Genomic DNA, 26,318 nt, shown 5'->3' on the forward strand with positions numbered 1-26,318 from the left:
GCCAGCCAGAGCGGTGACGAGATCGCCGATCAGTCCCTCGGGTCCGTCGACGTTCTCGAACGAGAATGTCCTGGTGCGGCCCGCCTCGTCGGTGAAGCTGAATTGCCGAAGCTCGGGGTCGGTCAGGGCGGGCCGGGAGTAGCTGCTGGCAGGTAGTGTTGCCGGTCTGCGTGGCGCCACTTGTCAGAGCTCCTCGGCGTCGACGATGCCGGAAGCCGTCGCTGCGATGTGGGTGATGAAGTCGGTGATCGAGGCGTCCTCGGCCGTTTCGTCGTTGAGGAATAGGTCCACTTGCAGGCCGGACACCGGTTCGAGATAGCAGTCGCGGGTTGTTTCAAGATTTGCGTGGCCGAGTAATGTCTGCACCAAAACCCAAGGGTCACCAAAGATTAGGCGATATTCGCGCCGCTCGGCAGGAGTGATTCCCATCTTGCGTTCGTGTGCGTAGATCAGCGTGACCAACATCCTCAAGGCGAACGAATGGCGCAGCATGTGCGGGTGACAATGGATGTCTACCCCAAGGGTCCGACACCGCTCGTTCGCCATGGCGAAGATGGCCTCCCATGTGCGGTACGGCAGTGGCAGCCCGGCTTCAGAGAGCCAGAGCATCCAGGGCTCGAGCCCGCGATCGGCGTTGGTGTAGAAGTTGAGTCGATCCCGCCAGTCGAGGCTGTCCAGCGGGACCGATCCTGTGGTTCCGGTCCGGGTGGTGAAGTGGACGCGGCGGTTCTTGTCCACCCGGTCGACGATCTTGATGTCGGTCAGTGCGTCGTAGCGGCCTTCCGTCTGGGCTCGGTGAACTGCCGCCGCTCGGGTTGAAATCACATAGTTATCAATGCTTTTCAGCGCTGTAGCACTGATCCAGAAGTCGCGGCCGCGGCCTTTGGCGACCGCCTGGCCTACCCTGGCTTTGGCGTAGCGCACCGGCTGGTCGACGCTGGGAAGCTCGCCGAGGACCAGGGTTCCACCTTCGCGCAGGCGGAGCCCGCTTGACCATAGCGCTTCGGCGAATGCCAGGTTGCGACCGTCGTTTCGTCCTCGCCAGGTCGGGTCGCGTCGCCCGTCACCGCGATAGCCGCCGAGTCCGACATCGCGCCAACGTCTGTACGCGCGGGGTGTGAGCCACTTCAACTGGACTGAGCGGACCGCTTTCGGCCGCAAGGTCACTTCAGTCGAGTCGCTGGTTGAGCTCGATTTACGCAGGGCCACAAGCGAACTCGTCACGGTGCCGCGCCACTGCTGCCAGTCGTAGAATTTCTTTAACGCTGCCAGCTCACGTGAAAACTTGGCTGCACCAATACGATCCGGGTTTTGCTGGTCACGCCGGCGCCAGTACTCGTAGTCAGCCAGATGCTCGAACGTCGCCGTTCGCCAGTCGATGCCCTGGACCGAGAGGAACGACAGAAACAGTTGGATGTCTTGGGCATATGACTCCTGCGATCCCGCTGACAGTGATTGGAACGCGGCCGACCTGAAGAATTCCAAGACATCTATGTCCGGCCGACCATCGGCCATGAGAAGGAACGGCTGGTACGGGTGGATGCCGAGTTTGGCCTCTCGCTCGGCTATGTCCGGGTAGTCAGCCAGCAGCTCGGAGCGAAGCGGGCCAGATCGTTTAGGCGGGTGCGCCCAACAGAACCTCCAACGCGGACTGTCGTCGTGTCGCCTCACAGCAACACAACCTGCCACAACACACCGACAATTTACGGAACGACGGGTTGCAGTCGGTGCTGTGGGCCGGGCCGGAGAACACCAGCGGCGCGCGCCGGACGGGTACCACCGAGGGCACCAGCCGGACCCGGCCCGTATCGCTCGAACTCGGCTTCGCGGCAACCGATTTCGGCTATTTCATCGACCTCGGCCTGCCGCAGGACCCCGGACACAACTCGATGTTCGGCCAGGACCCCGAGATCAAACGCGAGACCGTGTTCGCCGGGCCTACTCCCCGGCCCAGCAGCGCCCTGGTCCGTCGCACCCGGACCTACGCCGAGGTGGCATCCGACTCGGGCCGCGGTTTCGACGAACTGACCCGCGCCCTGCCCAGCTACCGCAGCGTCCTCGCGGAGTACGCGAACCCCGAAGCGCTGCCCGAACTGGCCGCGGTCCGGGACCGATTGCGCGACTGGCGTTTCTACGACGGCTTCCGCGTCGACCGGGACGCCCCGGCCCGCCGCCGCCAGGTGGGCACCCGCACCCCGGTGCTGAGCAACGACGGCAACGACCTGGCCGCCGCCGTGCAGACCATCCTCGAAGCCGGGTTCGACGATCTGCCGCGCGCGGTCGCCGATGCATTCGACGGCGCCGAGATATCGGTGAGCGCCGACGGCGGGTTGTTCGAACTGCAGCTGCACCAACGCGGCATGCTCCGGCCGCTACGCTCGGCCGAATTGTCCGACGGCACACTGCGATTCCTGCTCTGGGGCGCCGCCCTGCTGACGCCGCAACCGCCCGCGCTCATGGTGCTCAACGAGCCGGAGACGTCCCTGCATCCCGACCTGGTGGGCCCGCTCGCGGACATGATCGCCGCTGCCGCACGCAAGACGCAGGTCGTCGTCGTCACGCACTCGGCACGGCTGCGCGAGCGGCTGGCCGCGTGCGACGCGAGCGAAGTCGAACTGGTCAAGCAGTGGGGCGAAACCCAGATCGACGGCCAGACCATGCTCACCGCGCCGCCGTGGGACTGGGGAAAGCGCTGAAGCTCAGCAGTTTTGGGGTTCAGCCTCGCTTCGGCCGCAAGGCGCGCGTGAACAACACGTTCACCTGACGCATCGACACGCTGTAGGGCCACCACGCCAGCCGCTTGAACAGGTACAGGGCCCGGATGTCGGGTGACGTGTAGATCATGAACCGGTTCTTGGCCACCCCGGACAGCAGCTTGTCCGCAGCCTGTTCGGGCGACACCGCGTGTCCGGCGAACCTGGCCACCCAGCGCTGCACCTGCGGATCGTCGCGATCCACGCCCGCGATCTGAACCGTCTGCACCAGAGGCGTTTTCACCGCGCCCGGCACCACGACCGACACCCCGATGCGATGCCGTGCCAGGTCGAAGCGCAGCACCTCGCTGACCCCGCGCAGGCCGTACTTGCTGGCACTGTAGGCGGCATGCCACGGCAGCGCGACGATGCCCGCGGCCGACGAGACATTGGCCAGCCGACCACCGCGGCCGGCGGCCACCATGGGCGGGACCATGGTCTCGATGACGTGGATGGGCCCCATCAGGTTGACGTCGACCATCGAGCGCCAGTGCTGATGGGTCAGGGTGCTGACGGTGCCCCAGGCCGAGATCCCGGCGATGTTGAGCACCACATCCATGGCCTCGTGCCGGCTGTGGATGTCGGTGGCGAAAGCCGCGACGGCGTCGTAGTCGGAGATGTCCAGCGCGCGGTGTTCGGCCACCTCCCCGCCGAGTGCCCTGGCGTCGGCGACGGTCTGTTCCAGCCCGGCGGCGTCACGATCGGTCAGATAGAGGACCGCGCCCTGCTGGGCCAGCTTGAGCGCGGTCGCCCGGCCGATGCCGCTGGCCGCCCCCGTCACGAAACACCGCTTGCCTGCGTAGCCGCTCCACCGCGTCATGGCCCGACCCTACACAGGCCCCGTCTTTCAGACAGAGACCTGGCCGCCACCCCACAAGGCGCTGAGCCACAGTCGTTCCACGATGTCGACGGCGCGCTGCGGGTCGCCGCCCCGTCCGATGAACGCGCTGTCTCGCGACAGCGTGTAGGCCGTGGTCGAGACCAAGGTGCGAACCAACGCCGGCAAGTCGTCGGAAATCGGGCGCCGACCGGCGTCCTGCTCGATGAGTCCGACGATCTTGTCGATGACGCCGTCCTCGAAGTCGGCCATCAGGTCGCGGATTTCGGCGTCGGTGTTCTGGGCTGCGGTGCACGCCGCCATGATCGGGTCGTTGATGGCGTAGACCGCCGCCGCGCTACCGACCATGCGCTTGGCGAAGGATGCCGGCGTCTCGTCCGGTTCGCGCGGCGCGAAGTTGTGGGTGAGCTCGTCCAGTTCCTCCATCGCCTCGGACACGATCCGGGCCAGCACGGAGTACTTCGAGTCGAAGTAGAAGTAGAAGCCGGACCGCGCCACACCGGCGCGGGCACTGATGGTGCTGACCGACAGATCGGCGAACGGCCGCTCCTCCAGCAGTTCGCGAACCGCCTCGATGATGGCGTCGCGTTGCTTGTCGCCGCGACTACGGCCCTTGTCGGCCGTCTCGACTTCAGCACTCATGGCGCTCACGATGTCATCGCCGACACGCCAATTCAAACTTGACACGCGTCAAGTATGGCAGCCAAGATGACAACAGGTGGTGACTTTCACCACAAAAGAGCATCAAGAGCAGACAGGAATCCCTGGATGGCGACCATCAGCACCCCGAACTACCTCCTCGATCAGGCCATGCGGCGCCTCAAGCCGACACCCGTCACGGTGCCGGGCATGGGCGTCATCGAGAAGCGGCTGCTGGCCACCGACTGGGATCAGTTCAAGCTCGCCGAGCCGCCCGCAGGCAGCGGCCTGAAGCCGATCATGGGCGACTCCGGGCTGCCGGTCATCGGACACCTGATCGAGGTGTTCCGGGGCGGGCCCGACTACGTCCTGGACATCTACCGCAAGCACGGGCCGCTGTACTACGCGCAGACGCCGGCGCTGCCGGCCGTCATGGCGCTGGGGCCGGACGCGACGCAGGCCGTGTTCTCCAACCGCAACAAGGACTTCTCGCAGCGCGCGTGGGATCCGGTGATCGGTCCGTTCTTCGAGGGCGGCCTCATGCTGCTCGACTTCGACGAGCACATGTTCCACCGCCGGATCATGCAGGAGGCGTTCACCCGCTCACGGCTGACGGGCTACGTCTCGCACATCGATTCCGTGGCGACCAAAGTGCTGGCCAACGACTGGGTGGCCAACGATCCCCGATTCCTGTTCCACCCGGCGGTCAAGGAGCTGACGCTCGACATCGCGTCCGAGGTGTTCATGGGACACCCCGCGGGGACCGACCACAAGCTCGTCACCACCATCAACCAGGCCTTCACCACCACGACCCGCGCCGGCAACGCCATCATCCGGAAGCCGGTGCGCCCCTTCGCCTGGTGGCGCGGCGTGCAGGCCCGCAAGACGCTCGAGGACTACTTCTCGAGCTCCATCGCCGAGAAGCGCCGCTCCGAGGGCACCGACATGTTCAGCGTGCTGTGTCATGCGCAGGACGAAGACGGTCAGACCTTCACCGACGACCAGATCGTCGCGCACATGATCTTCCTGATGATGGCCGCGCACGACACCACGACCTCGACGCTGACGACCATGGCCTACCACCTGGCGGCCAACCCGCAGTGGCAGGACAAACTCCGCGAGGAATCCGAGCGCATCGGTGACGCGCCGCTCGACATCGAGTCACTGGAGAAGCTGGAAACCTACGACCTGGTGATCAACGAGTCGCTGCGGTTGCAGACGCCGCTGGGCTTCAACTTCCGCCGTGCCGTCCGGGACACCGAACTGCTCGGCTACTACATCCCGGCGGGAACCGACGTCGTCACGTGGCCCGGCATGAACCACCGCCTGTCCGAGCTGTGGACCGACCCCATGCGGTTCGACCCCGAACGGTTCGCCGAGCCGCGCAGCGAGCACAAGGCGCATCGCTACGCCTTCGCCCCGTTCGGCGGTGGCGCACACAAGTGCATCGGCATGGTCTTCGGGCAGCTGGAGATCAAGACCGTGATGCACCGGCTGCTGCGCCAGTACCGCCTGGAGCTGACCCACCCCGGCTACGAGCCGTGGTACGACTACGGCGGCATGGCCGTGCCGGTGGACGGCATGCCGATCGTGTTGCGGCCGTTGCGCTGATACTTCTGCCGAACGGGACTAGGCGTGCAGCCGGTTGGCGCACGCGATCATCGCCCGCAGCGCCGACTGGACCGGGTCGCGCGCCCAGCCCATGGCCCACTCCGCGCGCACGCCGTCGCTGCCGTGGATGAAGGTGGCGATGCCGCCGCCGACGGCGGGCAGTTGATGGAACTTGATCATCTCGACGGCCATGCCGCGCTCGTGCAGCATCGCGGTCAGGGCCGCGACGGGGCCGGTCGCGGCGGCCGTCGAGGTTGCGATGCGGTCGCCGACGGCGATGCTGGCGCGGTACCGGCGCGGTGCGGTGATGCCGCGACGACGGTCGTCGTCTCCCGCGGCGCCCCAACTGCCCAGACGGATCGGACCACCCTGATGGCCGTAGCGGTCGACGAACGTGTCGTGACACATCGTTTCGGCGTGTTCGCGCAGGTCACGAGGCACGGGACGGTCGAACAGATCCGCGAAACGCGTGGTGGAAATGGCGGTGGAGGTGAACATGCGTCGGTCTTTTCTGCTCGAAAGGAGTGACCGACAGGTAGTAGCGTCCGACCCACAGCGAGGGGTCGGTCAGGATCAGACCCCGCTGTGGGTACTGGCTACTACGAGCATGTGAAGCATGGTCGCCGAGGTTAGTCCGCGACCGCGCCCCGGGTCAAGGCGATTTCACCGCCGGATTGAGCAGCCACAGGAACGGCCGGTGGCTGAGGCGCCCGTCCCGGTGCAGCGGCATGCTGTCCCGCGACGCGGAATACCAGGCGGCCCGGCTGACACCGGTGAAGTCCAGTTCCCGCCCGCACCGGCCGGCGAGCGCGTGCAACAGCAGCATCCCGGTGCGCCCGTTGCCTTCCCGGAACGGGTGAATCTGGTTGTAGCGGGCGTACAGCCGGGCCAGTTCCCAGGCCAGCCTCGGGTTGTTGAATTCAGCCCCGACTTCCACCAATGCCGTTGCGGCAAGCTGGATTTCCGCCAGCCCGGCAGCGACGTCCACCTGCCAGGCGAACGCCGAGTCACCGCGACGGATGTCGACGGTACGCAACTCCCCCGCCCACTCGTAGACGTCACCGAACAGCTCCCGGTGCAGGGCCCGGACGTCGATCTCCGCCTCCGTCGCAGCTTGCCGGCCGTGCCACCGCACCATTCGCCCCGCCGTCACCTGAAATTCCACTGCTGCCAGGTCCGGCCCGTGCTGGATACCGAAGTTGTTGCGCAGCACCGATGTTCCCGGAATCAGATACGGCGCCCGGCGCCGCAGCAACCGGCGCCGCACCGGCGCCGGGGGATACTGCGCCCGGCACCGTGCGAGGTAGTCGCCGAAATCCAGTGCGCCGGAGGCCAGTGCACCCAGCTCGACGATGTGAGCGGGCTGCGGCTCCCAACCTTCGATGCGCTGCGCGGCCAGGGTCTGGTGCACCGCGTGCTGTGCCGCGCGAGCGGTCACGGTGGACTCTGTTGGCATCAGCGGAACGCCGACGTCGACGCGAGATAGGCCAGCTTGCGGCTGACGCCCGCCACCTCGCGGGCCACACTGCGCAGCATGGCCCGCTCCTGTGGCGGCAGTTCCGACAGCACCACCTGATCGCCGGCCGCGCGCGACGTCCACCGGAATCTCACCAAGGCAGCAAAACAGTCCCGTAGCGTCGAAACATCATCGGCATCAAGGACATTCGCCGCACCGGCGGCGTCGAGCCGGCTCGGCGTCGACAGCGCCGTGGCACCCGCCGACACCCCCGCCCACCGGGCGATCTTCACCAGCGGATCGATCGCCGCCGGTTTGAGGTCGACGGTGTCGGACTGGTTGGCCAGCATGCGCAGCCGGGAGGGAAACGTCGCACGCAATGTGGTGGCGTCCTGCAGCAGGTACTGACGGGCCGGGTAGTTGGCAACCGCCGCACGCACCACCTGCGCCCGTAGGAGGTCCTCGGCCACCTCGTCGTCAGCCAGGTGGACGGCGCGGGAATCGGCCAGCACACCGGTCATCACGACGCCGCGGTCCACGCGCGGATCGGACGTCCAGTGCGCGATGCCGTCGGCCCATGCGCTCGCCGAGCGGCAGAACCGCGGCCGGCTGGCCAGCACCCCGTTGGCGTCCGACCGCACACCACACCGTTCCAGGACGCCATGCACGTGCGCTGCCGCCGCCAGCGCTTCGTCGCGCGCGGCGTCGTCCGCCAGCACGACCAGGGTCTCGACGTCTGACCCCGCCACCGCCTCGCCCCGCGCGACGCTGCCGGACACGAACCACGACCAGGACGGGCCCGGCGTCAGCCGCACGGCCGCGGCGACACCGGAGCGGAGCGCCTGCGACCACGCCGCCGCGACCTCACCGGCCGGGGCCGACGCCCGCGCCGCCGCCCGCACCGCCTGCAGGGCCTGCTCGATTCCCGACCGCAGCGCGTCCTCGCCGTCCGCCGCACGGATCGCGGCGAGGGCGGCGTCGACACCGAGATCAGCGGAGGACATGCAGATGTTTCTATCGGACGACAGTTACCTCCGCGTTTCGTGCACGGTTTTCCGCGGTCAGCGCGGATTTTCGTGCACAAATCGCGAGGTTGTAGGGTTTGCCGCGATGAGCTGGCAGCATGCGTTACTTCTGCTCGCCGCCGGTGTCGCGGGCGGCCTGACCGGGAGTATCGCCGGACTGGCCTCCGTCGCGACGTACCCGGCCCTGCTGATGGCGGGGCTGCCGCCGGTGGCGGCCAACGTGACCAACACCGTCGCGCTGACGTTCAACACCATCGGATCGGTGTGGGGTTCGCTCCCCGAACTCGAGGGCATGGGCCAGTGGCTCCGGCGGGTCATGCCGATGGCCGTCCTCGGCGGCGCGGCCGGCGCCGCACTGCTGCTGTCGCTGCCCGCAGAAGGTTTCGAGCAGGTGGTGCCGATCCTGCTGGCGCTGTCGAGCCTCACCATCGCGATACCGCAGCGGCGCGGCGCGGACGACGAGCCCGGCCGCTGGCGTTCGGTGCTGATCTCCGTCGCGATCTTCGCAATTTGTCTGTACGGCGGATATTTCGGCGCCGCGGCGGGCGTGATGCTGCTGGCACTCTTCCTGCACGGCGGTAGTGAATCGCTCGCGCATGCCAACGCCGCCAAAAATGTCGTGCTCGGCGCCGCCAATTTTGTTGCCGCCATCGGCTTCATCGCGCTGGCGCCGGTGCACTGGATTGCCGTCTGGCCACTCGGCCTGGGTTGCCTGATCGGTGCCCGGCTCGGCCCGATCGTGGTCCGCCACGCTCCCGCGACACCACTGCGACTGGCCATCGCGGTCGCCGGCCTGGCGCTGGCGGTCAAGCTGGGCTACGACGCCTACCGGTAGGGGAACGGGTTGTCGCCCTTGGCCACTCGCACACCCAGGTGGATCAGCTCGGTGGCCGACGCGTGCAGCTTCTCCCCCGCCTCGCGGTCGGCCAGCCCCGCCAGGAACCGCGACCAGGTGCCCTCGATCACGATGCCCAATTTGAAGCAGGCCATCGCGATGTACCAGTCCAGATGCTCGGTGCGGCGGCCGCCCGCGGCGAGGTAGGCGTCCAGCAGTTCATCCCGCCCGGCCAGGCCACCGGCCTCCGCCAGCGCGGCGCCGACGACGATCGCGTTGGGCGCGGTCGGCCAGCACACCAGCATCCAGCCCACATCCAGCAGCGGGTCGCCGATGGTGCACATCTCCCAGTCGACGAACGCCGCCAGCTCCGGCCGGTCGTGGCGCAGCATGACGTTGTTGAGGTGGCAGTCGCCGTGCATGATGCCGGGTTCGCCATCGGGCGGCCGGTTGTCGGTCAGCCAGGTCGCCAACTGCGCGACACCGTCGAGCGATTCGGGGTCGTAGTGCTCGTGCCGGTAACTCTCGAGCAGCCCGACGAACTGCGGAACCTGGCGTGCCACAAAGGATCCCGGCTTGCGGATGGCAGCCAACGGGCTGCCATCCCAGGCGACGTTGCCCAGCTGCGCCAGGCTCGCCGCATAGGACAGGCCGACGTCATGCCGTAGCCCGGCGTCGGCGGCGTAGGCCGGCGAGAGTTCCTCGCCGGGGTTGAAGCCGTCGACCTCGGCCATCAGGTAGTAGACGACGCCGAGCACCGACGGGTCCTCGCAGCCGGCGATGAAGGCGGGATGCGGCACCGAGGTGCCGGCCAGGGTCCGCAGTACCGCGATCTCGCGCTGCATGGTCTTGTCACTGGTCGGCCTGGGATACAGGGGCGGGCGGCGCAGCACCACCGGGCGGCCGTCGATGTGCAACCGCACCACGATGTTCTGGGTGCCTCCGGTCAGCGGCTCGACGGCGGTGACGTGCTCACCCAACCCCTCGGCGCGAATCCAGTTCTGGACGATGTCTCGGTCACGGTCGGTCAGAGTCGGCTGCATGATGCAGTGATTCTGGCCCGGGACCAGCCGAACGGGCAGCCAATTCTTACGATCCGTTTTCATTCGGGGCTCGCCATCGGAGCGCGCCGTACTGTGACGGTGTGGCACATCGACTGGATCCGCACCGCTCGCTGGCCGGCCTCGCGGCCGCCGCCGTTGCGCTCGGGGTGGCGGCGCTGCTGGCGATTCCGCTTGGGCCACACGCCGATTCCCGCACCGCGGTCGGATCGGTGGTCATCGACCTGACGCCCGGGCCGGTCAAGGAGTGGGCGATCCAGACCTTCGGCACCAACGACAAGCTGTTCCTGACCGTGGCGGTGCTCGTGGTCATCGCGGTGATCGCCATGGTGACAGCACAATTCGAGGACCGGAAGCTCGGCAGTATCGCCTTGGGGCTGGCCGGGGTACTGGGCGGCGCCGCGGTGCTGTCACGCACCGGCGCCCGCCCGGTCGACGTCATCCCGTCGCTCGTGGGCGCTGCGGCGGGCATCGCGGTCCTGCGGCTGCTGGTCGCCGATCGCGTGAGTCCCCCGGCGCCGGAACCGGGAGCAGATACCGATCCCGGCCGGCGCCGATCGCTGGCGGCGCTGGGCTTCCTCGCCGCCGGCACCCTCGCCGGCGTCATCGGGACGGTGCTGGGCCGCGCCGCGTCGTCGGCCGCGGGTGACCGCAACGCCTACACCCCGCCGGCGCCCAAGGTCCCCGGCCCGCCGATACCGCCCGAGGTGCAGCCCGCCGGCGTGGACCTGGCGCCGTTCATCACTCCGACGGCCGACTTCTACCGCATCGACACCGCGCTGTCCGTCCCGCAGGTGCAGCGCCAGGACTGGCGGCTGCGGATCCACGGGATGGTCGATCGCGAAGTCACCTTCCGTTTCGATGAGCTGGCCCAGTTCGAGGCCATCGACAAGGTCGTCACACTCACCTGCGTGTCGAACCCGGTGGGCGGCAACCTGATATCGAACGCCACGTGGACGGGCTACCGGGTGCGCGACCTACTGGCCCGGGCCGGCGTGCACCCCGACGCCGACATGGTGCTGTCCAAGTCCATCGACGGGTTCACCGCGGGCACTCCCGTCGAGGCACTGACCGACAACCGCGACGCGTTGCTCGCCGTCGCCATGAACGGCGAACCGCTGCCGACCGAACACGGCTACCCGGCGCGGCTGGTGGTCCCGGGTCTGTACGGCTACGTCTCGGCGACCAAGTGGCTCGTCGACCTGGAGCTCACCAGATTCGATCGGGCCGAGGCCTATTGGACGAAGTTGGGCTGGTCCGCGCACGGGCCCATCAAGACCGAGTCGCGCATCGACGTACCCCGCGCCGGGTCCGGCGTGCCGATGGGTACGGCGACGTTCGGCGGCGTCGCGTGGGCGCAGAACCGCGGGGTCCGCGCGGTGGAGGTCCGGATCGACGACGGCCCGTGGCGACCGGCCACGCTGGGCGCCGCGTACTCGAACGACACCTGGCGGCTCTGGAGTTACACCTGGCAGGCAGACCAGCCCGGACGGCACACCATCACCGTCCGCGCCACCGATGGCACCGGCGCGCTGCAGACCTCGGAGGTCGCCGACGTCGTTCCCGATGGCGCGACGGGCTGGCACTCGGTGTCGTTCACCGTCGCCTGACCGGCTCCCGAAATATTCGGTTGGCGAGCCGGATCCGCTTCACTACGGTGACCGGATGACCGAACCCGCCCAACAATGGCGCACCGGCCTGCGGGCCCGACTGGTCGCGGCACGCAAGGCGAAGGACACCGCCTCGACCGCGGCGCTCCGCAGCGCTCTCAGTGCCATCGACAACGCCGAGACCCCGGACGTGCCGTTGCCACGCGCCGGCGCGATCGCCGACAGCGCCCACGGTCTCGGCGCCGCGGAAGTCGCCCGCCGGCGCCTCACCGATGGCCAGATTCGGGCTCTGATCGAAACCGAGGCCGACGAACGCCGCGCCGCGGCTGAACAGCTACGGTCGGTCGGCCACGACGACCGCGCCGCGCAGGTCGAGGCCGAGGCCGACGTACTGCGTGAGCTCCTCGGCGCCGACTGAACAACATTGTCGGTACCCCATGCCAAGCTGGGGTCATGCTGCTCTCCGACGTCGCGACGGCCTCGGCCGAAGTCGGTGCGGTGTCTGCCCGGTCCGCGAAGATCGCCCGCATCGCGGCTCTCCTCGGGAGCGCGGCCGATGATCCGGCGACCGTCGCCATCGTGGTGCATTGGCTGTCCGGTGAGCTGCCGCAGCGGCAGATCGGGGTCGGCTGGGCGGCGCTGCGCGCGCTGCCGCCGCCGGCCGCAGACGATTCGACGCTGACGGTCATCGAGGTCGACGCCGCGCTGACGGCCATCAAGGCCGTCGCCGGCCGGGGTTCGGGGGCGGCGCGCACCGCGCTGCTCCACGGCTTGTTCGGGGCGGCCACCGAGGTCGAGCAGACCTTTCTGCGTGGGCTGCTCAGCGGCGGGCTGCGTCAGGGCGCGCTCGCCGGGGTCATGGCCGACGCCGTGGCGAAGGCCGCCGGCATCGCCGCCGCCGATGTGCGCCGTGCCGCGATGCTCGGCGGCGACCTGGCCACGGTCGCCGCCGCCGTGCTGTCCGACGGCGCCGCGGGCCTGCAGCGCTTCACGCTCACCGTGGGCCGCCCGGTGAGTCCGATGCTGGCCCAGACCGCCACCGATGTCGGCGATGCCCTCGAAAAGCTCGGTGGCACGGCGATATTCGAGACGAAGCTCGACGGCGTCCGGCTGCAGATACACCGGTCCGGCACCGACGTGTCGGTCTACACCCGCAGCCTCGACGACATCACCGCGCGCGTACCCGAAGTGGTGACCGCGGTGCTGGCCCTGCCCGTGACGGACCTGATCGCCGATGCCGAGGCCCTGGCCATGCGCCCCGACGGCCGCCCGCACCGGTTCCAGGTCACGTCCTCGCGCATCGGCAAACGCGCCGATGATGGGGCGCAACCCCTTTCGGTGTACTTCTTCGACATCCTGCACCGCGACGGCACGGACCTGCTGGACCAGCCGGCCGAGCGCCGCCGCCACGCGCTCGACGACGTCGTTCCCGAACCACTGCGGGTCCGGCGCTGTGTCACCTCCGATTCGGCTGTCGCCCAGCAGTTCCTCGACGACACGCTGGCCGCGGGCCACGAAGGCGTCATGGCCAAGCACCCGGCCTCGCCGTACGAGGCCGGCCGGCGCGGCGCCGGTTGGCTGAAGGTCAAGCCGGTGCACACGCTCGATCTGGTGGTGCTCGCGGTCGAGTGGGGTTCCGGACGGCGCACGGGCAAGCTGTCGAACATCCATCTGGGAGCGCGTGATCCGGCCACCGGTGGCCACGTCATGCTGGGCAAGACCTTCAAGGGAATGACCGACGCGATGCTGGACTGGCAGACCGCGCGATTCACCGAACTGGCCGACGGCCCGCTGGACGGTTACGTCGTGCGGCTGCGCCCGGAGCAGGTCGTCGAGATCGCGTTCGACGGCGTGCAGGGGTCGAGCCGCTATCCCGGCAAGATGGCGCTGCGGTTCGCCCGGGTGCTGCGCTACCGCGACGACAAGCGGCCGGAAGAAGCCGACACCATCGACTCCGTCCGGTCGCTGTACGAACGCTGAGTGTTACCCCGCTTTTCGGAGCGGCCGATGACAGGATGTGGGGCATGTCGCAAGCCACCGCGCACCCCGGCGAATCCGTCGGGGACGTCACCTATGTGCGTACCGACCCGGATCTGCCACCGGTCGCGATCATCGACCGCTCGCCCATCACCACCCGACATCGAGTGATCTTCGGCGTCATCGCCGTGCTCGCCGCCGTGGCGTGGGCCGTCATCGCCTTCGCCCGTGGCGAGACGGTCAACGCGGTGTGGTTCGTCATCGCCGCGATCTGTACGTACGTCATCGGATACCGGTTCTACGCGCGGCTGATCGAGATGAAGATCGTCAAACCCCGCGACGACCACGCGACCCCGGCCGAGCTCCTCGAGAACGACACCGACTACATGCCGACCGACCGTCGCGTGCTGTTCGGTCACCACTTCGCCGCCATCGCCGGCGCCGGCCCGCTGGTCGGCCCGGTGCTGGCCATGCAGATGGGCTACCTGCCGGGCACCATCTGGATCATCATCGGCGCGGTCGTCGCCGGGTGCGTGCAGGACTACCTGGTGCTGGTGATCTCGACGCGGCGGCGCGGCCGGTCGCTCGGCCAGATGGCGCGCGACGAGCTCGGGCCCGTCGGCGGCATCGCGGCGATCGTCGCGGTGCTGGTGATCATGGTGATCCTGCTCGCCGTGCTGGCCCTCGTCGTGGTCAACGCGCTCGCCGAGAGCCCGTGGGGCGTGTTCTCCATCGCGATGACGATTCCCATCGCGATCTTCATGGGGCTGTATCTGCGGTACCTGCGGCCCGGCCGAGTGTCCGAGGTGACGCTCATCGGCGTCGCGCTGCTGCTGTTGGCGGTGGTCTCGGGCGGCTGGGTCGCCGAAACATCCTGGGGTGCAGACTGGTTCACGCTGTCCAAGGTGACGTTGTCGTGGTGCATCATCGTCTACGGCCTGGCCGCATCGGTGCTGCCGGTGTGGCTGCTGCTCGCGCCGCGCGACTACCTGTCGACGTTCATGAAGGTCGGCACCATCTCGCTGCTGGCCGTCGGCATTCTGATCGCCCACCCGGTCATGTCGGCCCCCGCGGTGTCGCAGTTCGCCACCCGGGCCGACGGTCCGGTGTTCGCCGGCGCCCTGTTCCCGTTCCTGTTCATCACCATCGCGTGTGGCGCGTTGTCCGGTTTCCACTCCCTGATTTCCTCAGGTACGACGCCGAAGCTCCTGGAGAAGGAAGGGCAGACGCGGCTCATCGGCTACGGCGGCATGCTGACCGAGTCGTTCGTCGCGATCATGGCGCTGATCACCGCGGCGATCATCAACCAGCACCTGTACTTCGTCATCAACTCCCCCGGCGCGGCGACCGGCCCCACCGCGGCAACCGCGGCCACCTACGCCAACGGACTCGGCCTGTCGGGCACCCCGATCACCGCGGCAGAAGTCACCGCCGCCGCCACCGATGTCGGTGAGCACTCGGTGGTTTCGCGTACCGGCGGCGCGCCGACGCTGGCGCTGGGCATGTCGGAAGTACTGCACCAGGTGTTCGGCGGGTCGAGCATGAAGGCCTTCTGGTACCACTTCGCGATCATGTTCGAGGCCCTGTTCATCCTCACCACCGTCGATGCGGGCACCCGCGTCGCGCGCTTCATGCTGTCCGACGCCCTGGGCAATCTCGGTGGGCCGCTGCGGAAACTGCGCGATCCCAGCTGGCGTATCGGCGCATGGAGCTGCAGTCTCCTGGTCGTCGCGGGCTGGGGCAGCATTCTGCTGATGGGTGTCACCGATCCCCTCGGCGGCATCAACACGCTGTTCCCGTTGTTCGGTATCGCCAACCAATTGCTCGCGGCCATCGCGCTGACGGTCGTCACCGTCGTGGTGATCAAGAAGGGCCTGCTGAAATGGGCCTGGATTCCCGGGCTGCCATTGTTCTGGGACGCCCTGGTCACCCTCACCGCGTCGTGGCAGAAAATCTTCTCCCACGACCCCAAAATCGGCTACTGGCAACAGCATTCGCAGTATGTGGCGGCCAAGGCCGCCGGCAAGACGAGCTTCGGCTCCGCGAAGAACCCCGACCAGATCGACGCCGTCATCCGGAACACCTTCATCCAGGGCACGCTGTCCATCGTGTTCGCGCTGCTGGTCGTCATCGTCGTGGTCGTCGGCATCATCGTCGCGATCCAGGCCATCCGCGGCGGCGGCCGGTCACTCACCGATGACGAGCCGGTGCCGTCGCGGCGGTTCGCGCCGCGCGGCCTCTTCGCGACCGACGTCGAGAAGGAGGTGCAGAAGCAATGGGACGCGCTGCCGAGCTCGCCCGCCAGGCCCGTTGGTACTGGTCATCATTGATGGGCGACAACCACTACGCGCGATACCTGGAGCACCACGGCCGCACGCATCCCGGCGAGCCGGTGCTGACCGAGCGCGAGTACTGGAAGGCGCGGCACCACGCCGCGGACCGCAACCCGCAGGGCCGCTGCTGCTGAGCCCGCCCGGGTGAACAGCTGATCCTCGGGCCGGCGGGCGACGACCGTCTACACAACCGCCCGCACAGTGGACGCACACCGCTGTCGGCACCTCACAGGGTGGTACCAAAAGAGACGATCCTCACTCCGTGGTACTAAATGAGTGTATGGACAGATGTCCAGTTGTTGCCCGACCAGCTTTAGGAGAAACGTGCTGTTCACGGTTTCCGACGTCACCGACGCCGTCGCTGCAGCCATCCCGGACCGGACCCTGATCATTCAGGGCGATCGCCGCTTCACCTACGCCGAGGTCGTCACCCGCGCCAACCGGCTGGCCGCCTACCTGCACGCGCAGGGCCTGGGCGTGCACACCGAGCGCGATCAGCTGGCCGGCCACGAAGTCGGGCAGGACCTGGTCGGCATCTACGCCTACAACGGACCCGAGTTCGTCGAATCGCTGCTCGGCGCGTTCCGGGCCCGCGTGGCGCCGTTCAACGTCAACTACCGCTACGTCAAGGCCGAGCTGCAGTACCTGCTGAACGACGCGGGGGCCTCCGCCCTGATCTACCACGCCGCGTTCGCGCCGACGCTGGCGGAAGTGCTGCCGGACCTGCCGAACCTCAAGGTGCTGATCCAGATCGCCGACGGCTCGGGCCACGAACTGCTGCCCGGTGCCGTCGACTACGAGACCATCGTGACCACCGACGTCCCGCCGCCGCCGGTGACGCCGTCGCCCGACGACCTCTACGTGCTGTACACCGGGGGCACCACCGGTATGCCCAAGGGCGTCCTGTGGCGCCAGCACGACATCTTCATGGCCTCGTTCGGTGGCCGCAACGCGATGACGGGCGAGCCGGCGCAGTCGGCCCAGGAAATCGTCGACCGGGCCTCTGCCGCCGGCGAGATGCGCATGATGATCCTGCCGCCGCTCATGCACGGCGCCGCGCAGTGGGGCGTGATGACCGGCATCAACAACGGCCAGACCATCGTGTTCGCCCAGGAAGTCGAGGGCTTCAACGCCAAGGAGATCGTCGAGACCATCGCGCGCGAGAAGATCGCCATCGCGACGGTCGTCGGTGACGCCATGGCCCGGCCCCTGGTCACCGCGATCGAAGAGGCGATGGCCGACGGCAGCCACGATCCGACCTCGCTGGTCATCGTCGCCAACGGCGGCGCACTGTTCACGCCGGCCGTGAAGGGCCGGCTCGTCGCCGCCCTGCCCAACGCGATGGTGATCGACGGCGTGGGTTCCTCGGAGACCGGCGCGCAGATGTCACACGTGTCGACCAAGGCCAACGTGTCCAGCGGCACCTTCACCGCCGGCCCGGCCACCCGGATCGTCTCGGAGGACTTCTCCGCACTGCTGGCTCCGGGCCACGAGGGCAACGGCTGGCTGGCCCAGGAGGGTTACGTGCCGCTCGGCTACAAGGGCGACGCGGCCAAGACGGCCAAGACGTTCCCGGTGATCGACGGCATCCGCTATGCGGTGCCGGGCGACCGTGCCCGGCTGCTGGAGGGTGGCACCGTCGAGCTGCTCGGCCGCGACTCGGTGACCATCAACTCCGGCGGCGAGAAGATCTTCGCCGAAGAGGTCGAGTCCGCCATCGCCTCGCACCCGGCCGTGGTCGACGTCGTCGTCGCCGGACGCCCGAGCGAGCGCTGGGGCAACGAGGTCGTCGCGGTCGTGGCGCTGGCCGACGGCGCCGAGGCCGACGCCGCCGAACTGATCAAGCACGCCGCGGAATCCATCGCGCGCTACAAGCTGCCCAAGGCGGTCGTCTTCCGGCCGACCATCGTGCGCAGCCCCGCCGGCAAGGCCGACTACCGCTGGGCCAAGGAGCAGGCGCTCCAGGACTGAGTGTTTCTCTCGCGAGCAGACGCAAAACTGTCGTTTTCAAAGCGAATTCGACAGTTTTACGTCTGCTCGCGGAAGAAACTGGACGCGGAAGACACTCAGCCCGCGGCCCACTCCTTGGCGCGGTCGAGTTCGTCGAGCCCGAAGATCTGCAGTTCACCCGGAATCATCCAGGCGACGGCGTGCAGGGTGTGTGCCACCCACGGCTTGTCGGATACCACCGCGATGCGCTTGAACGCCGAATGGTGTTTGAACAGCGCACCGAATCCGACCTTCAGGTCCTCGACCAGTCCGCCCGGCCCGAATCCCTCGTAGTCGGAGTCGATGACCTCGACGATCCTGATCTCGCCGCCGACCACGAGATCGTCCATGGTGGGCTCGAATTCACGGATATCGTCACCGCTCACCCGCCCCGAAACGCGAATGCCGGTCACGCCTTGAGGCATGTCTGACAGCACTTCGATCATGCCGCCAGCCTACGGCGCCGACCTACCTCAGGCCCCGAACCGGGCCAATGGATCGGCGGTCGCCTCGATCTTGGCGACGAGTCCGTCGCGGATCGTCAGGACCACCACCGCGAAGAGCTGACGGTGCGCGAATGCCAACAGAACGGGTTGGCCGAGCGGACCGGCGACCACGGTGGTACCCGGTCCGAGGTACAGCATGAGGTTCTCGGCGACGCGCTGCGGGCCGTGGTTGACGATGGGCGGGATCGGCGGATCGCTGAGCACCGTGCCGACGCCCCACACCGTCGGGTCCAGCACCGCGGCCAGTGCCTGCACATCGCCGCCGGCGCAGGCGGTGATGAACTTCTCGGTGACCCGTTGATGGTCGGTCGCCTCGATGTCGTCGGCGCGCACGTCGGTACCCGCCACCTTCGCCCGGGCCCGGCGGGCCAGTTGCCGGCACGTGCCGACCGGACGGCCGACGGTCTCCGCGATGGACTCGAACGGGACGCCGAACACGTCGTGCAGGATGAACGCCACGCGCTCACCGGGACTCAACTGCCGCAGCACCCGCAGCAGGGCGCTCGACACCTCGTCGTCGAGGGTGACGCGGTCCGCGGGGTCCGGCTCGCTCGATGCCAGTGGCGGCATCGCGTCCTGCTCGGTCGGTTGTTCCCGCCGTGCCCGCGCCGACCGCACCAGGTCCAGGCACAGGCGTCCGGCGACCGTGGTCAGCCACGCGCGGACGTCCTCGATCTCGCCGGGCGCCGTGCGGGACAGTCGCAGAAACGCTTCCTGCGCAACATCTTCGGCGTCGCCGACGTCACCGAGCATCTGGTACGCGAGGTTGACCAGATACGGATGGTGGTGGCGCCAGGCCGCGGTGAATTCGGTGGTTTCTGTCATCAGTTGAAGACGATTCAGGGTGCTGAAAAGTTACCGCACCGCTTCCCCCTTCGGGCCGTAACTTTCCCGAGGGGTACCCCGTCCTTGATGCATGACCATTCTCATCACCGGGGCCACCGGCAACGTCGGTCGCCCACTCGTCGAACAGTTGCACGCCGCAGGCATGAAAGTCCGTGCCGTCACGCGTAATCCGTCCCCGCATTTCCCGGCCGGGGTCGAGACCGTCGCGTCCGTCCGCGACGGCTTCGCCGGAGCCGCCGCGGTGTTCCTCAACTCCCGTGCCCTCGGACCGGACCTGACATGGACCGTCGAGGCCGCGAAAGACTCCGGCGCCAAGCTGGTCGCGCTGTCCGCGATGAACGTCGACGAAGACTTCGCCCGGCAGCCCTCGCGTCTGCGCGGCGACCGCAACAAGGAGGTCGAACAACTGGCCATCGCGGCTGGACAAGAATCGGGACTGCCCTGGGTGAGCCTGCGTCCGGCGTTGTTCGCCACCAACTTCATCGGCATGTGGGCCGGGCAGCTGCAGGCCGGTGACGTGGTGGCCGGGCCGTACGCGGCTGCGTCCAGTGCACCGATCGTCGAGGCGGACATCGCGGCAGTCGCCGCGCGCGCCCTGCTCACCGATGACCTCGACGGTCGCAAGATTCCGCTGACGGGGCCGGAGTCGCTCACCAACGCCGAGTTGCTCGCCATCGTCGGCGAGGTTCTGGGGCGCACGCTGCACTACCGGGAAATCCCGGTGGCACAGGTCCGCGAACGCTTCGTCGCCATCGGCTTCCCCGCCGAATTCGGCACCGCCTATACCGCGCTGCTGGCCGAAACGGTCGACACCCCAGCGCCGGTGACCGACGAGGTCGAGCGCATCCTCGGCCGCCCGGCCCAGACGTTCGCCGACTGGGTGGGCCGGCACCGCGGCGCCTTCACCCCCCGATTGGAGACCAGCCATGTCTGAGCCGCGTACATCGAATCCGCGACCGCCCCGCTACCTCAAGCAGATGAACAAAGTTGTTGTCGCCGTGGGCAAACTCGGCATCCCGGTCGGCCCGGCCATGGTGCTCACCGTGCCCGGCCGCAAGACCGGCGAGCCGCGAAGCACCCCGATGACGCCGTTCGTCGTGCACGGCGAGATGTACGCCGTCGCCGGCTATCCGGGCGCGCACTGGGCCCTCAACGCCCGTGCGGCCGGCACCGGCACCTTGACGCGGGGCCGCAGGTCGCGGTCCGTGCGGATCATCGAGCTGACGGTCGACGAAGCACGGCCGGTGCTGCGCGAGTTCCCGGTGCAGGTACCCGTCGGCGTGAAATTCGCCAAGAGTTCGGGCATGGTCACCGAGGGCACGCCCGACGAATTCGAGTCGCTGGCAGGCACACTCGCGGTCTTCCGGTTCGACCCGTTGGGCTGATCCGGAGACCACGGAACCCGTCGAACTCAGCGGTATGCGCTGCCCTGCTCGCGGTCGAGGTAGGTGTCGGACTTGTTCTTCAGGAAGAACAGATACACCAGCAGCGACACCGCGATGCAGACGGTGACGTAGACGATGAACAGCAGCACGTCACCTCGGGCCTTGAGAGCCTGGTAGATCAGCGGCGCGGTACCGCCGAAAATCGAATTGGCCAGTGCGTAGCCGACGCCGACACCCAGGGCGCGCACGTGGGCGGGGAACAGTTCGGACTTCACCAGCGCATTGATCGAGGTGTATCCCGTGAGGATGACGTATGCGACGGCAACCAGCACGAACGACATGATCGGCGAGTGCGTCTGTGGCAGATAGGTGATGAGAACGTACGTGTAGACCAGCCCGCCGAATCCGAACCACAGCAGTAGGGGCTTGCGGCCTATTCGGTCGCTGATCATTCCGCCGATCGGCTGGATCAGCATCAGGAAGATCAGCCCGAGCAGGTTGATCCAGGTCGCGGTCATGGGTTGGGTCTTGTAGGTCGACTTCACGATCGCCGGCGCGTTGACGCTGTACGTGTAGAACGCGACGGTGCCACCGAGCGTGATCAGGAAGCACAGCAGCAACGGCTTCCAATAGCGCGAGAAGAGTACCCATATCGAACCGGCATGGGGCTCCTTGCCCTCCTGAATCGCCTCGAGGGTCTCCTTGGACAGCGACTCGTCCATGCTGCGGCGCAGCCAGAACACCACGACCGCCGCAACACCGCCGACCGCAAAGCCTATGCGCCAACCGAATTCGCTCACCTGCGCGGCGCTGAAGGCCGTGAGGATGATGAGCAAGGTGAATTGGGCCAGCACATGCCCACCGACCAGGGTGACGTACTGGAACGAGGAGAAGAAGCCACGGCGTTCCCTGGTCGCCGCCTCCGACATGTAGGTCGCCGACGTGCCGTACTCGCCGCCGGTGGCGAACCCCTGCACCAGCCGGCAGATGATCAGGATGATCGGCGCGGCGACGCCGATGCTCGCCCGCGACGGAACCAGGGCGATCACCATCGAGCAGGCGGCCATCAGCGAAACGCTGACCATCAGCGCGGCGCGGCGGCCCCGGCGGTCGGCGAAGCGGCCGAAGAACCACGATCCGATGGGCCGGGTGACGAACGTGACCGCGAAGATCGCGTACACGTAGATCGTCGAATTCTGGTCGGCCTTGTCGAAGAACTGGTTTTCGAAGTATGTGGCGAAGACGGTGTAGACGTAGACGTCGTACCACTCGACGAGGTTGCCCGACGACCCCCGGATGGTGTTCCAGATCGCGCGTCGGGTCGCTGCGCGGCCCGACGGCGTCGGCGTGTCCTCGGTCAGTGCGGTCATGCTGCTCTCCAACGATCGGCAACGAATCGGGTGTGGGCACATCATTGCGGCGAACCGACGCCGAGGAACGGGATCTGGCCACAGCGCCGTTTTCCTTGCACGATTCACAGATTCACACAGACCGTACCTCCGGGCGACGCCGGCTCAGTGGACTTCAGCCCTCGCGGATGACCCCGCGTGCGCAGAGATGCTCGGTCAGCGGGGCCACCCCGACCTCGAAGTGTTCGGCCATCGCCGTTCGGGCCGCTTCGCCGTCGCCGGCCTGCAGCGCGGCGATCACACGGCGGTGGTCCCGGATCGACAGATCCGGCCAGCCCTCCAGCGTCGGGAACACGGCTTCAGGCGCGTAACGGGTTATGCCCGACATGAATTGGGTCAGCTTGGGCGAATCGGCGACGACGTTGATCAGCCGATGGAACTCGTGGTTGAGCTGCACCATGCGGTCGACATCGGTGTGCTGGTAGGCCTGCTCCAGCGCGTCCTGAATCCGGGTGAGCTCCGAAACCTGGGCCGCGGTGATGTTCTCGGCGGCGCGGGCCGCGAGTTCCCCACCGACGAACGCCTGCACCATCGCCACGTCGGAGACATCGCGGGCGGTGACCTCCAGGACCATGAAGCCACGTCGCGGGTGCTGCACCAACAGCCCCTCGGCCCGCAGGTTCAGCAGCGCCTCCCGGACCGGGGTGACGCTGACGCCCAGCTCGGTGGCCAGCTGGTCCAGCCGCAGATACTCCCCCGCCGGATATGTGCCGTTGAAGATCCGGCGGCGGACGTAACGCGCCACGTCATGAGAAAGCTGTGCGGGCGCGGCGAATTCGGGTTCAGATGCGGTATTCATTGAGCAGGCTCTTGCTGATGATGGTCTTCTGGATTTCGCTGGTGCCCTCGCCGATCAGCAGGAACGGCGCGTCCCGCATCAGGCGTTCGATCTCATACTCCTTCGAGTAGCCGTAGCCACCATGGATCCGGAAGCTCTGCTGGGTGACCTCCGAACAGAACTCGCTGGCAAGGTATTTCGCCATCCCGGCGGCGACATCGTTGCGCTCCCCCGAGTCCTTGAGCCGCGCCGCGTTGACCATCATCAGATGTGCCGCTTCGACTTTCGTGGCCATCTCGGCGAGCTGGAAGGCGATGGCCTGGTGGTCGGCGATCGGCTTGCCGAACGTCTCCCGCTGCTGTGCGTACCGCACCGCCAGCTCGAAGGCGCGGATACCGACACCACACGCCCGCGCCGACACATTGACCCGGCCGACCTCGATACCGTCCATCATCTGGAAGAAGCCCGCGCCGGGCTTGCCGCCCAGCACGTCGTCGGCACTGGCGTGGTAACCGTCGAAGATGAGCTCGGTGGTGTCGATGCCTTTGTAGCCCAGCTTGTCGATCTTGCCCGGGATCGTCAGACCGGGTTTGACCTCGCCGAAGCCGGTGGGCTTCTCGACCAGGAACGCCGTCAGGTTGCGGTGCGGCTTGTCCGCGCCCTCATCGGTTTTCACCAGCGTCGCAACCAGAGTCGAGCTGCCGCCGTTGGTCAGCCACATCTTCTGGCCGGTGATGGTGTAACCCCCGTCAGCATCCCGCACGCCCCGGGTGCGGATCGCGGCGACATCCGATCCCAGCTCCGGCTCGGACATCGAGAACGCGCCACGTACCTCACCGGTCGCCATCCGCGGCAGGTACCGCTGCTTCTGCTCGTCGGTGCCGTGCTGACGGATCATGTAGGCGACGATGAAATGCGTGTTGATGACGCCCGAGATGCTCATCCAGCCGCGGGCCAGTTCCTCGACACACAGTGCGTACGTCAGCAGTGACTCCCCGAGCCCGCCGTACTCCTGCGGGATCATCAGGCCGAACAGGCCCATGTCCTTCATCTTGTCGACGATGGCCTGTGGGTAGGAGTCCGAGTGCTCCAGGTCCTGAGCCGCGGGAATGATCTCCCGGTCGACGAATTGCCGTACGGTGGCGACGATTTCGCGCTGCACCTCGGTGAGGCCGGCGGTCTGGGCCAGCTTAGTCATGTGCGATCCCGCTCCGCTTCTCGCTGCCAGTCACGACGCCACCCTTTCGAACACGGCGGCCAATCCCTGGCCGCCTCCGATGCACATGGTTTCCAGTCCATACCGGCCGTCGCGCAGGTGCAGTTCGCGTGCCAGCGTCGCGAGCATCCGGCCGCCGGTCGCACCGACGGGATGACCGAGCGAGATACCCGAGCCACGCACGTTCGTGCGCTCCCAGTCCCTGTCGGTGAACTTCCATTCCCGCGTGCAGGCCAGTGCCTGCGCGGCGAAGGCCTCGTTGAGTTCGATCAGATCGATATCGGTCAGGGCCAGGCCGGCTTTGGCCAGCGCGACCTCGGTGGCCGGCACCGGGCCGATGCCCATGACGTTCGGCGGCACCCCGGCCACGCCCCAGGACACCAGCCGCACCAGCGGCTCCAGCCCCAGTTCGGCCGCGCGCCCCGCGGTGGTCACCACGCACATCGACGCCGCGTCGTTCTGCCCACTGGAGTTTCCCGCCGTCACGGTGGCATCCGGATCACTCTTGCCCAGAACGGGTTTGAGCTTGCCCAGCGCTTCGACGGTGGTATCGGCGCGCGGGTGTTCGTCGGTGTCGATCACCTGGTCGCCCGCGCGGGACGACACCGTGACGGGGACGATCTCGTCGGCCAGTACCCCACTGCGCTGCGCCGCAACGGCTTTCTGGTGCGACCGCACCGCGAGGGCGTCCTGTTCGACGCGGGAGATCGCGTACTGCCGGCGCAGGTTCTCGGCGGTCTCGAGCATGCCGCCGGGCACGGGATGATTCTTGCCGCCCGCGGTGGTCCGGCCGCGCGCCAAACCGTCATGCACCGTGATGCCGCCACGCGCGCCACCCCAGCGCATATCGGTGGAGTGGAACGCGACGTTGCTCATCGACTCGGCACCACCGGCGATCACGAGATCGTTTGCGCCACTGGCCACCTGCAGGCACGCCTGGATGACGGCCTGCAGTCCCGACCCGCAGCGCCGGTCGACCTGCATGCCCGGAACCGTTACCGGCAACCCGGTGTCGAGCGCCACCACGCGGCCGATGGCCGGCGCCTCACTCGACGGGTAGCAGTGCCCGAGAATGACGTCCTGCACTGCGTCGGCCGGAATTCCGGTGCGCTGCAACAGGCCCTGCAGCGCCGCGACGCCCAGCTCGACCGCGGTCAGCGACTTGAACATGCCGCCGTAGCGCCCGATGGGGGTACGTACCGGTGCGCAGATGACGGGACTGGTCACGGTCATCTAGATGTGCCGTCCCCCGGTGATCTCCAGGACGCAGCCGGTCATGTACGACGACATGTCCGACGCCAGGAACGTGACCACCGACGCCACTTCACTGGGCTCGGCAGCCCGTCCCATCGGTATCTCCGCCAATTTCTGGTCCCAGATCCGTTGCGGCATGGCCTCGGTCATCGCGGACCGGATCAGACCCGGCTGCACGGCGTTGACCCGCACACCGAGGTGGGCAACCTCCTTGGCCGCCGCCTTGGTCAGACCGACGATGCCCGCCTTCGCGGCCGAGTAGTTGGTCTGGCCGATGAGGCCGACCTTGCCGGAGATCGACGAAATATTGATGATGGCACCGCTTTTCGCCTCCCGCATGACATTGGCCGCGAGGCGGGTGCCGTTCCAGCAGCCTTTCAGGTGCACATCGATGACCTGGTCGAACTGTTCCTCCGTCATCTTCCGCATGGTGGCGTCGCGGGTGATGCCGGCGTTGTTCACCATGATGTCGAGACCACCCCACGCGACCGCGGCGTCGATCAGCGCCTGGACGTCGGCGGCGGACGTCACGTCGCACCGGACCGCCTTGGCCACGTCGGCGCCACCGAGCTTGGCGACGGCCGCCTCGGTCGCCTCGAGATTCAGATCGCCGATCACCACCCGGGCACCCTCGGCGATGAATCGTTCCGCGATCGCGTATCCGATTCCCTGGGCACCGCCGGTGATCACCGCGATACGTCCGTCCAGCAGCGGCATGGTCGTGCACTCCTCCTGATCGACTGGACCGGTCGGGGTGTCAGACCCCGCGACCGGGTTCATACATAAAATATGATATT

General features: G+C 67.7%; 24 protein-coding genes and 1 pseudogene. 11 read left to right on the forward strand and 14 right to left on the reverse strand.

What is annotated here, in order from left to right; translation table 11 throughout:
• Positions 1–183: 183 nt before the first annotated feature.
• Positions 184–1,515 (reverse strand): tyrosine recombinase XerC, encoded by a 1,332-nt coding sequence (gene xerC / locus ACJH6I_RS03185; RefSeq protein ID WP_406774234.1) that lies wholly within the window; start codon positions 1,513–1,515, stop codon positions 184–186.
• 191 nt (positions 1,516–1,706) lie between these two features.
• Between xerC and ACJH6I_RS03190 the strand changes: the two are divergent.
• A pseudogene (locus ACJH6I_RS03190) lies at positions 1,707–2,696 on the forward strand (AAA family ATPase); the annotation flags it as partial.
• A gap of 19 nt (positions 2,697–2,715) precedes the next feature.
• On the opposite strand, the gene ACJH6I_RS03195 reads toward ACJH6I_RS03190, so the two are convergent.
• Together ACJH6I_RS03195 and ACJH6I_RS03200 are read right to left on the reverse strand one after the other, a co-directional pair.
• On the reverse strand, positions 2,716–3,573 hold the full coding sequence (locus ACJH6I_RS03195) for an SDR family oxidoreductase (RefSeq protein ID WP_267323507.1): 858 nt from the start codon (positions 3,571–3,573) through the stop codon (positions 2,716–2,718).
• 27 nt (positions 3,574–3,600) lie between these two features.
• Positions 3,601–4,233 carry a TetR/AcrR family transcriptional regulator gene (locus ACJH6I_RS03200; protein WP_267323508.1) on the reverse strand — a complete coding sequence of 211 codons (633 nt, stop codon included), beginning with the start codon at positions 4,231–4,233 and terminating at the stop codon, positions 3,601–3,603.
• A gap of 126 nt (positions 4,234–4,359) precedes the next feature.
• On the opposite strand from ACJH6I_RS03200, the gene ACJH6I_RS03205 reads away from it, so the two are divergent.
• A complete protein-coding gene (locus ACJH6I_RS03205) occupies positions 4,360–5,841 on the forward strand; it encodes a cytochrome P450 (protein ID WP_267323509.1) in 1,482 nt (493 codons plus the stop codon).
• A gap of 18 nt (positions 5,842–5,859) precedes the next feature.
• Here ACJH6I_RS03205 and ACJH6I_RS03210 read toward each other — a convergent pair whose 3' ends face one another.
• The 3 genes from ACJH6I_RS03210 to ACJH6I_RS03220 all read right to left on the reverse strand — a co-directional run bounded on the left by ACJH6I_RS03210 (position 5,860) and on the right by ACJH6I_RS03220 (position 8,301).
• The gene (locus ACJH6I_RS03210) at positions 5,860–6,339 is read right to left on the reverse strand and encodes a homocitrate synthase (protein WP_267323510.1); all 480 of its coding nucleotides are present in this window, start codon (positions 6,337–6,339) and stop codon (positions 5,860–5,862) included.
• A gap of 154 nt (positions 6,340–6,493) precedes the next feature.
• Positions 6,494–7,279, reverse strand: a complete 786-nt coding sequence (locus tag ACJH6I_RS03215; protein ID WP_406783718.1) for a Fic family protein — start codon at positions 7,277–7,279, stop codon at positions 6,494–6,496.
• Between the two features lie 17 nt (positions 7,280–7,296).
• The gene (locus tag ACJH6I_RS03220) at positions 7,297–8,301 is read right to left on the reverse strand and encodes a putative nucleotidyltransferase substrate binding domain-containing protein (RefSeq protein WP_267323512.1); all 1,005 of its coding nucleotides are present in this window, start codon (positions 8,299–8,301) and stop codon (positions 7,297–7,299) included.
• Positions 8,302–8,407: 106 nt separating this feature from the next.
• Between ACJH6I_RS03220 and ACJH6I_RS03225 the strand changes: the two genes are divergently transcribed.
• Complete coding sequence (locus tag ACJH6I_RS03225) at positions 8,408–9,157, forward strand: sulfite exporter TauE/SafE family protein (protein ID WP_061001664.1); 750 nt, start codon at positions 8,408–8,410, stop codon at positions 9,155–9,157.
• Here ACJH6I_RS03225 and ACJH6I_RS03230 read toward each other — a convergent pair.
• Positions 9,148–10,200 carry a phosphotransferase family protein gene (locus ACJH6I_RS03230; protein ID WP_406783719.1) on the reverse strand — a complete coding sequence of 351 codons (1,053 nt, stop codon included), beginning with the start codon at positions 10,198–10,200 and terminating at the stop codon, positions 9,148–9,150. The two genes, ACJH6I_RS03225 and ACJH6I_RS03230, sit on opposite strands and share 10 nt — an antisense overlap.
• A gap of 101 nt (positions 10,201–10,301) precedes the next feature.
• On the opposite strand from ACJH6I_RS03230, the gene ACJH6I_RS03235 reads away from it, so the two are divergent.
• From ACJH6I_RS03235 to ACJH6I_RS03260, 6 genes are all read left to right on the forward strand, one after another.
• Positions 10,302–11,828: a molybdopterin-dependent oxidoreductase gene (locus ACJH6I_RS03235; RefSeq protein ID WP_406783720.1), complete on the forward strand. Its 1,527-nt coding sequence runs from the start codon at positions 10,302–10,304 to the stop codon at positions 11,826–11,828.
• 55 nt (positions 11,829–11,883) lie between these two features.
• On the forward strand, positions 11,884–12,246 hold the full coding sequence (locus ACJH6I_RS03240) for a GatB/YqeY (RefSeq protein ID WP_406783721.1): 363 nt from the start codon (positions 11,884–11,886) through the stop codon (positions 12,244–12,246).
• Positions 12,247–12,281: 35 nt separating this feature from the next.
• Positions 12,282–13,808, forward strand: a complete 1,527-nt coding sequence (locus ACJH6I_RS03245; protein ID WP_293020712.1) for an ATP-dependent DNA ligase — start codon at positions 12,282–12,284, stop codon at positions 13,806–13,808.
• Positions 13,809–13,852: 44 nt separating this feature from the next.
• Positions 13,853–16,135, forward strand: a complete 2,283-nt coding sequence (locus ACJH6I_RS03250) for a carbon starvation CstA family protein (protein ID WP_293020710.1) — start codon at positions 13,853–13,855, stop codon at positions 16,133–16,135.
• Positions 16,135–16,272, forward strand: coding sequence for a YbdD/YjiX family protein (locus tag ACJH6I_RS03255; RefSeq protein WP_406783722.1), 138 nt, complete (start codon positions 16,135–16,137; stop codon positions 16,270–16,272). The genes ACJH6I_RS03250 and ACJH6I_RS03255 overlap by 1 nt, the downstream gene beginning before the upstream one ends.
• A 154-nt stretch (positions 16,273–16,426) precedes the next feature.
• The gene (locus ACJH6I_RS03260) at positions 16,427–18,109 is read left to right on the forward strand and encodes an acyl-CoA synthetase (RefSeq protein WP_406783723.1); all 1,683 of its coding nucleotides are present in this window, start codon (positions 16,427–16,429) and stop codon (positions 18,107–18,109) included.
• 95 nt (positions 18,110–18,204) lie between these two features.
• On the opposite strand, the gene ACJH6I_RS03265 is transcribed toward ACJH6I_RS03260, so the two are convergent.
• Positions 18,205–18,573: an STAS/SEC14 domain-containing protein gene (locus ACJH6I_RS03265; protein WP_293020704.1), complete on the reverse strand. Its 369-nt coding sequence runs from the start codon at positions 18,571–18,573 to the stop codon at positions 18,205–18,207.
• A gap of 27 nt (positions 18,574–18,600) precedes the next feature.
• On the reverse strand, positions 18,601–19,458 hold the full coding sequence (gene sigI, locus ACJH6I_RS03270) for an RNA polymerase sigma factor SigI (RefSeq protein ID WP_226518835.1): 858 nt from the start codon (positions 19,456–19,458) through the stop codon (positions 18,601–18,603).
• A 91-nt stretch (positions 19,459–19,549) separates the two neighbouring features.
• Here sigI and ACJH6I_RS03275 point away from each other — a divergent pair, with 91 nt between their 5' ends.
• Both ACJH6I_RS03275 and ACJH6I_RS03280 read left to right on the forward strand, forming a co-directional pair.
• Positions 19,550–20,413 carry an NAD(P)H-binding protein gene (locus ACJH6I_RS03275; protein ID WP_293020701.1) on the forward strand — a complete coding sequence of 288 codons (864 nt, stop codon included), beginning with the start codon at positions 19,550–19,552 and terminating at the stop codon, positions 20,411–20,413.
• Positions 20,406–20,864 (forward strand): nitroreductase/quinone reductase family protein, encoded by a 459-nt coding sequence (locus ACJH6I_RS03280; RefSeq protein WP_226518837.1) that lies wholly within the window; start codon positions 20,406–20,408, stop codon positions 20,862–20,864. The genes ACJH6I_RS03275 and ACJH6I_RS03280 overlap by 8 nt, the downstream gene beginning before the upstream one ends.
• A 26-nt stretch (positions 20,865–20,890) precedes the next feature.
• Here ACJH6I_RS03280 and ACJH6I_RS03285 read toward each other — a convergent pair whose 3' ends face one another.
• The 5 genes from ACJH6I_RS03285 to fabG all read right to left on the reverse strand — a co-directional run bounded on the left by ACJH6I_RS03285 (position 20,891) and on the right by fabG (position 26,238).
• The gene (locus ACJH6I_RS03285) at positions 20,891–22,234 is read right to left on the reverse strand and encodes an MFS transporter (RefSeq protein ID WP_226518838.1); all 1,344 of its coding nucleotides are present in this window, start codon (positions 22,232–22,234) and stop codon (positions 20,891–20,893) included.
• A 154-nt stretch (positions 22,235–22,388) separates the two neighbouring features.
• The gene (locus tag ACJH6I_RS03290; RefSeq protein ID WP_226518839.1) at positions 22,389–23,072 is read right to left on the reverse strand and encodes a GntR family transcriptional regulator; all 684 of its coding nucleotides are present in this window, start codon (positions 23,070–23,072) and stop codon (positions 22,389–22,391) included.
• Positions 23,056–24,249, reverse strand: a complete 1,194-nt coding sequence (locus tag ACJH6I_RS03295; protein WP_226518840.1) for an acyl-CoA dehydrogenase family protein — start codon at positions 24,247–24,249, stop codon at positions 23,056–23,058. The genes ACJH6I_RS03290 and ACJH6I_RS03295 overlap by 17 nt, the downstream gene beginning before the upstream one ends.
• A gap of 30 nt (positions 24,250–24,279) precedes the next feature.
• Complete coding sequence (locus ACJH6I_RS03300) at positions 24,280–25,500, reverse strand: acetyl-CoA C-acetyltransferase (RefSeq protein WP_226518841.1); 1,221 nt, start codon at positions 25,498–25,500, stop codon at positions 24,280–24,282.
• Positions 25,501–26,238, reverse strand: coding sequence for a 3-oxoacyl-ACP reductase FabG (gene fabG / locus ACJH6I_RS03305; protein WP_226518842.1), 738 nt, complete (start codon positions 26,236–26,238; stop codon positions 25,501–25,503).
• Positions 26,239–26,318: the final 80 nt, after the last annotated feature.

The sequence above is a fragment of the Mycobacterium sp. SMC-13 genome, from assembly GCF_045311035.1.
GTDB lineage: Bacteria > Actinomycetota > Actinomycetes > Mycobacteriales > Mycobacteriaceae > Mycobacterium.

What these genes read in the sequence shown, in the direction of transcription:
- ACJH6I_RS03265 (WP_293020704.1), bottom strand. Translation starts at nt 18,573, where the DNA reads ATGATCGAAGTGCTGTCAGACATGCCTCAAGGCGTGACCGGCATTCGC.
- ACJH6I_RS03225 (WP_061001664.1), top strand. Translation starts at nt 8,408, where the DNA reads ATGAGCTGGCAGCATGCGTTACTTCTGCTCGCCGCCGGTGTCGCGGGC.
- ACJH6I_RS03240 (WP_406783721.1), top strand. Translation starts at nt 11,884, where the DNA reads ATGACCGAACCCGCCCAACAATGGCGCACCGGCCTGCGGGCCCGACTG.
- ACJH6I_RS03260 (WP_406783723.1), top strand. Translation starts at nt 16,427, where the DNA reads ATGTCCAGTTGTTGCCCGACCAGCTTTAGGAGAAACGTGCTGTTCACG.
- ACJH6I_RS03195 (WP_267323507.1), bottom strand. Translation starts at nt 3,573, where the DNA reads ATGACGCGGTGGAGCGGCTACGCAGGCAAGCGGTGTTTCGTGACGGGG.
- ACJH6I_RS03300 (WP_226518841.1), bottom strand. Translation starts at nt 25,500, where the DNA reads ATGACCGTGACCAGTCCCGTCATCTGCGCACCGGTACGTACCCCCATC.
- ACJH6I_RS03205 (WP_267323509.1), top strand. Translation starts at nt 4,360, where the DNA reads ATGGCGACCATCAGCACCCCGAACTACCTCCTCGATCAGGCCATGCGG.
- ACJH6I_RS03230 (WP_406783719.1), bottom strand. Translation starts at nt 10,200, where the DNA reads ATGCAGCCGACTCTGACCGACCGTGACCGAGACATCGTCCAGAACTGG.
- ACJH6I_RS03200 (WP_267323508.1), bottom strand. Translation starts at nt 4,233, where the DNA reads ATGAGTGCTGAAGTCGAGACGGCCGACAAGGGCCGTAGTCGCGGCGAC.
- ACJH6I_RS03295 (WP_226518840.1), bottom strand. Translation starts at nt 24,249, where the DNA reads ATGACTAAGCTGGCCCAGACCGCCGGCCTCACCGAGGTGCAGCGCGAA.
- fabG (WP_226518842.1), bottom strand. Translation starts at nt 26,238, where the DNA reads ATGCCGCTGCTGGACGGACGTATCGCGGTGATCACCGGCGGTGCCCAG.
- xerC (WP_406774234.1), bottom strand. Translation starts at nt 1,515, where the DNA reads ATGGCCGATGGTCGGCCGGACATAGATGTCTTGGAATTCTTCAGGTCG.
- ACJH6I_RS03255 (WP_406783722.1), top strand. Translation starts at nt 16,135, where the DNA reads ATGGGCGACAACCACTACGCGCGATACCTGGAGCACCACGGCCGCACG.
- ACJH6I_RS03250 (WP_293020710.1), top strand. Translation starts at nt 13,853, where the DNA reads ATGTCGCAAGCCACCGCGCACCCCGGCGAATCCGTCGGGGACGTCACC.
- ACJH6I_RS03220 (WP_267323512.1), bottom strand. Translation starts at nt 8,301, where the DNA reads ATGTCCTCCGCTGATCTCGGTGTCGACGCCGCCCTCGCCGCGATCCGT.
- ACJH6I_RS03210 (WP_267323510.1), bottom strand. Translation starts at nt 6,339, where the DNA reads ATGTTCACCTCCACCGCCATTTCCACCACGCGTTTCGCGGATCTGTTC.
- ACJH6I_RS03245 (WP_293020712.1), top strand. Translation starts at nt 12,282, where the DNA reads ATGCTGCTCTCCGACGTCGCGACGGCCTCGGCCGAAGTCGGTGCGGTG.
- ACJH6I_RS03280 (WP_226518837.1), top strand. Translation starts at nt 20,406, where the DNA reads ATGTCTGAGCCGCGTACATCGAATCCGCGACCGCCCCGCTACCTCAAG.
- ACJH6I_RS03275 (WP_293020701.1), top strand. Translation starts at nt 19,550, where the DNA reads ATGACCATTCTCATCACCGGGGCCACCGGCAACGTCGGTCGCCCACTC.
- sigI (WP_226518835.1), bottom strand. Translation starts at nt 19,458, where the DNA reads ATGACAGAAACCACCGAATTCACCGCGGCCTGGCGCCACCACCATCCG.
- ACJH6I_RS03290 (WP_226518839.1), bottom strand. Translation starts at nt 23,072, where the DNA reads ATGAATACCGCATCTGAACCCGAATTCGCCGCGCCCGCACAGCTTTCT.
- ACJH6I_RS03285 (WP_226518838.1), bottom strand. Translation starts at nt 22,234, where the DNA reads ATGACCGCACTGACCGAGGACACGCCGACGCCGTCGGGCCGCGCAGCG.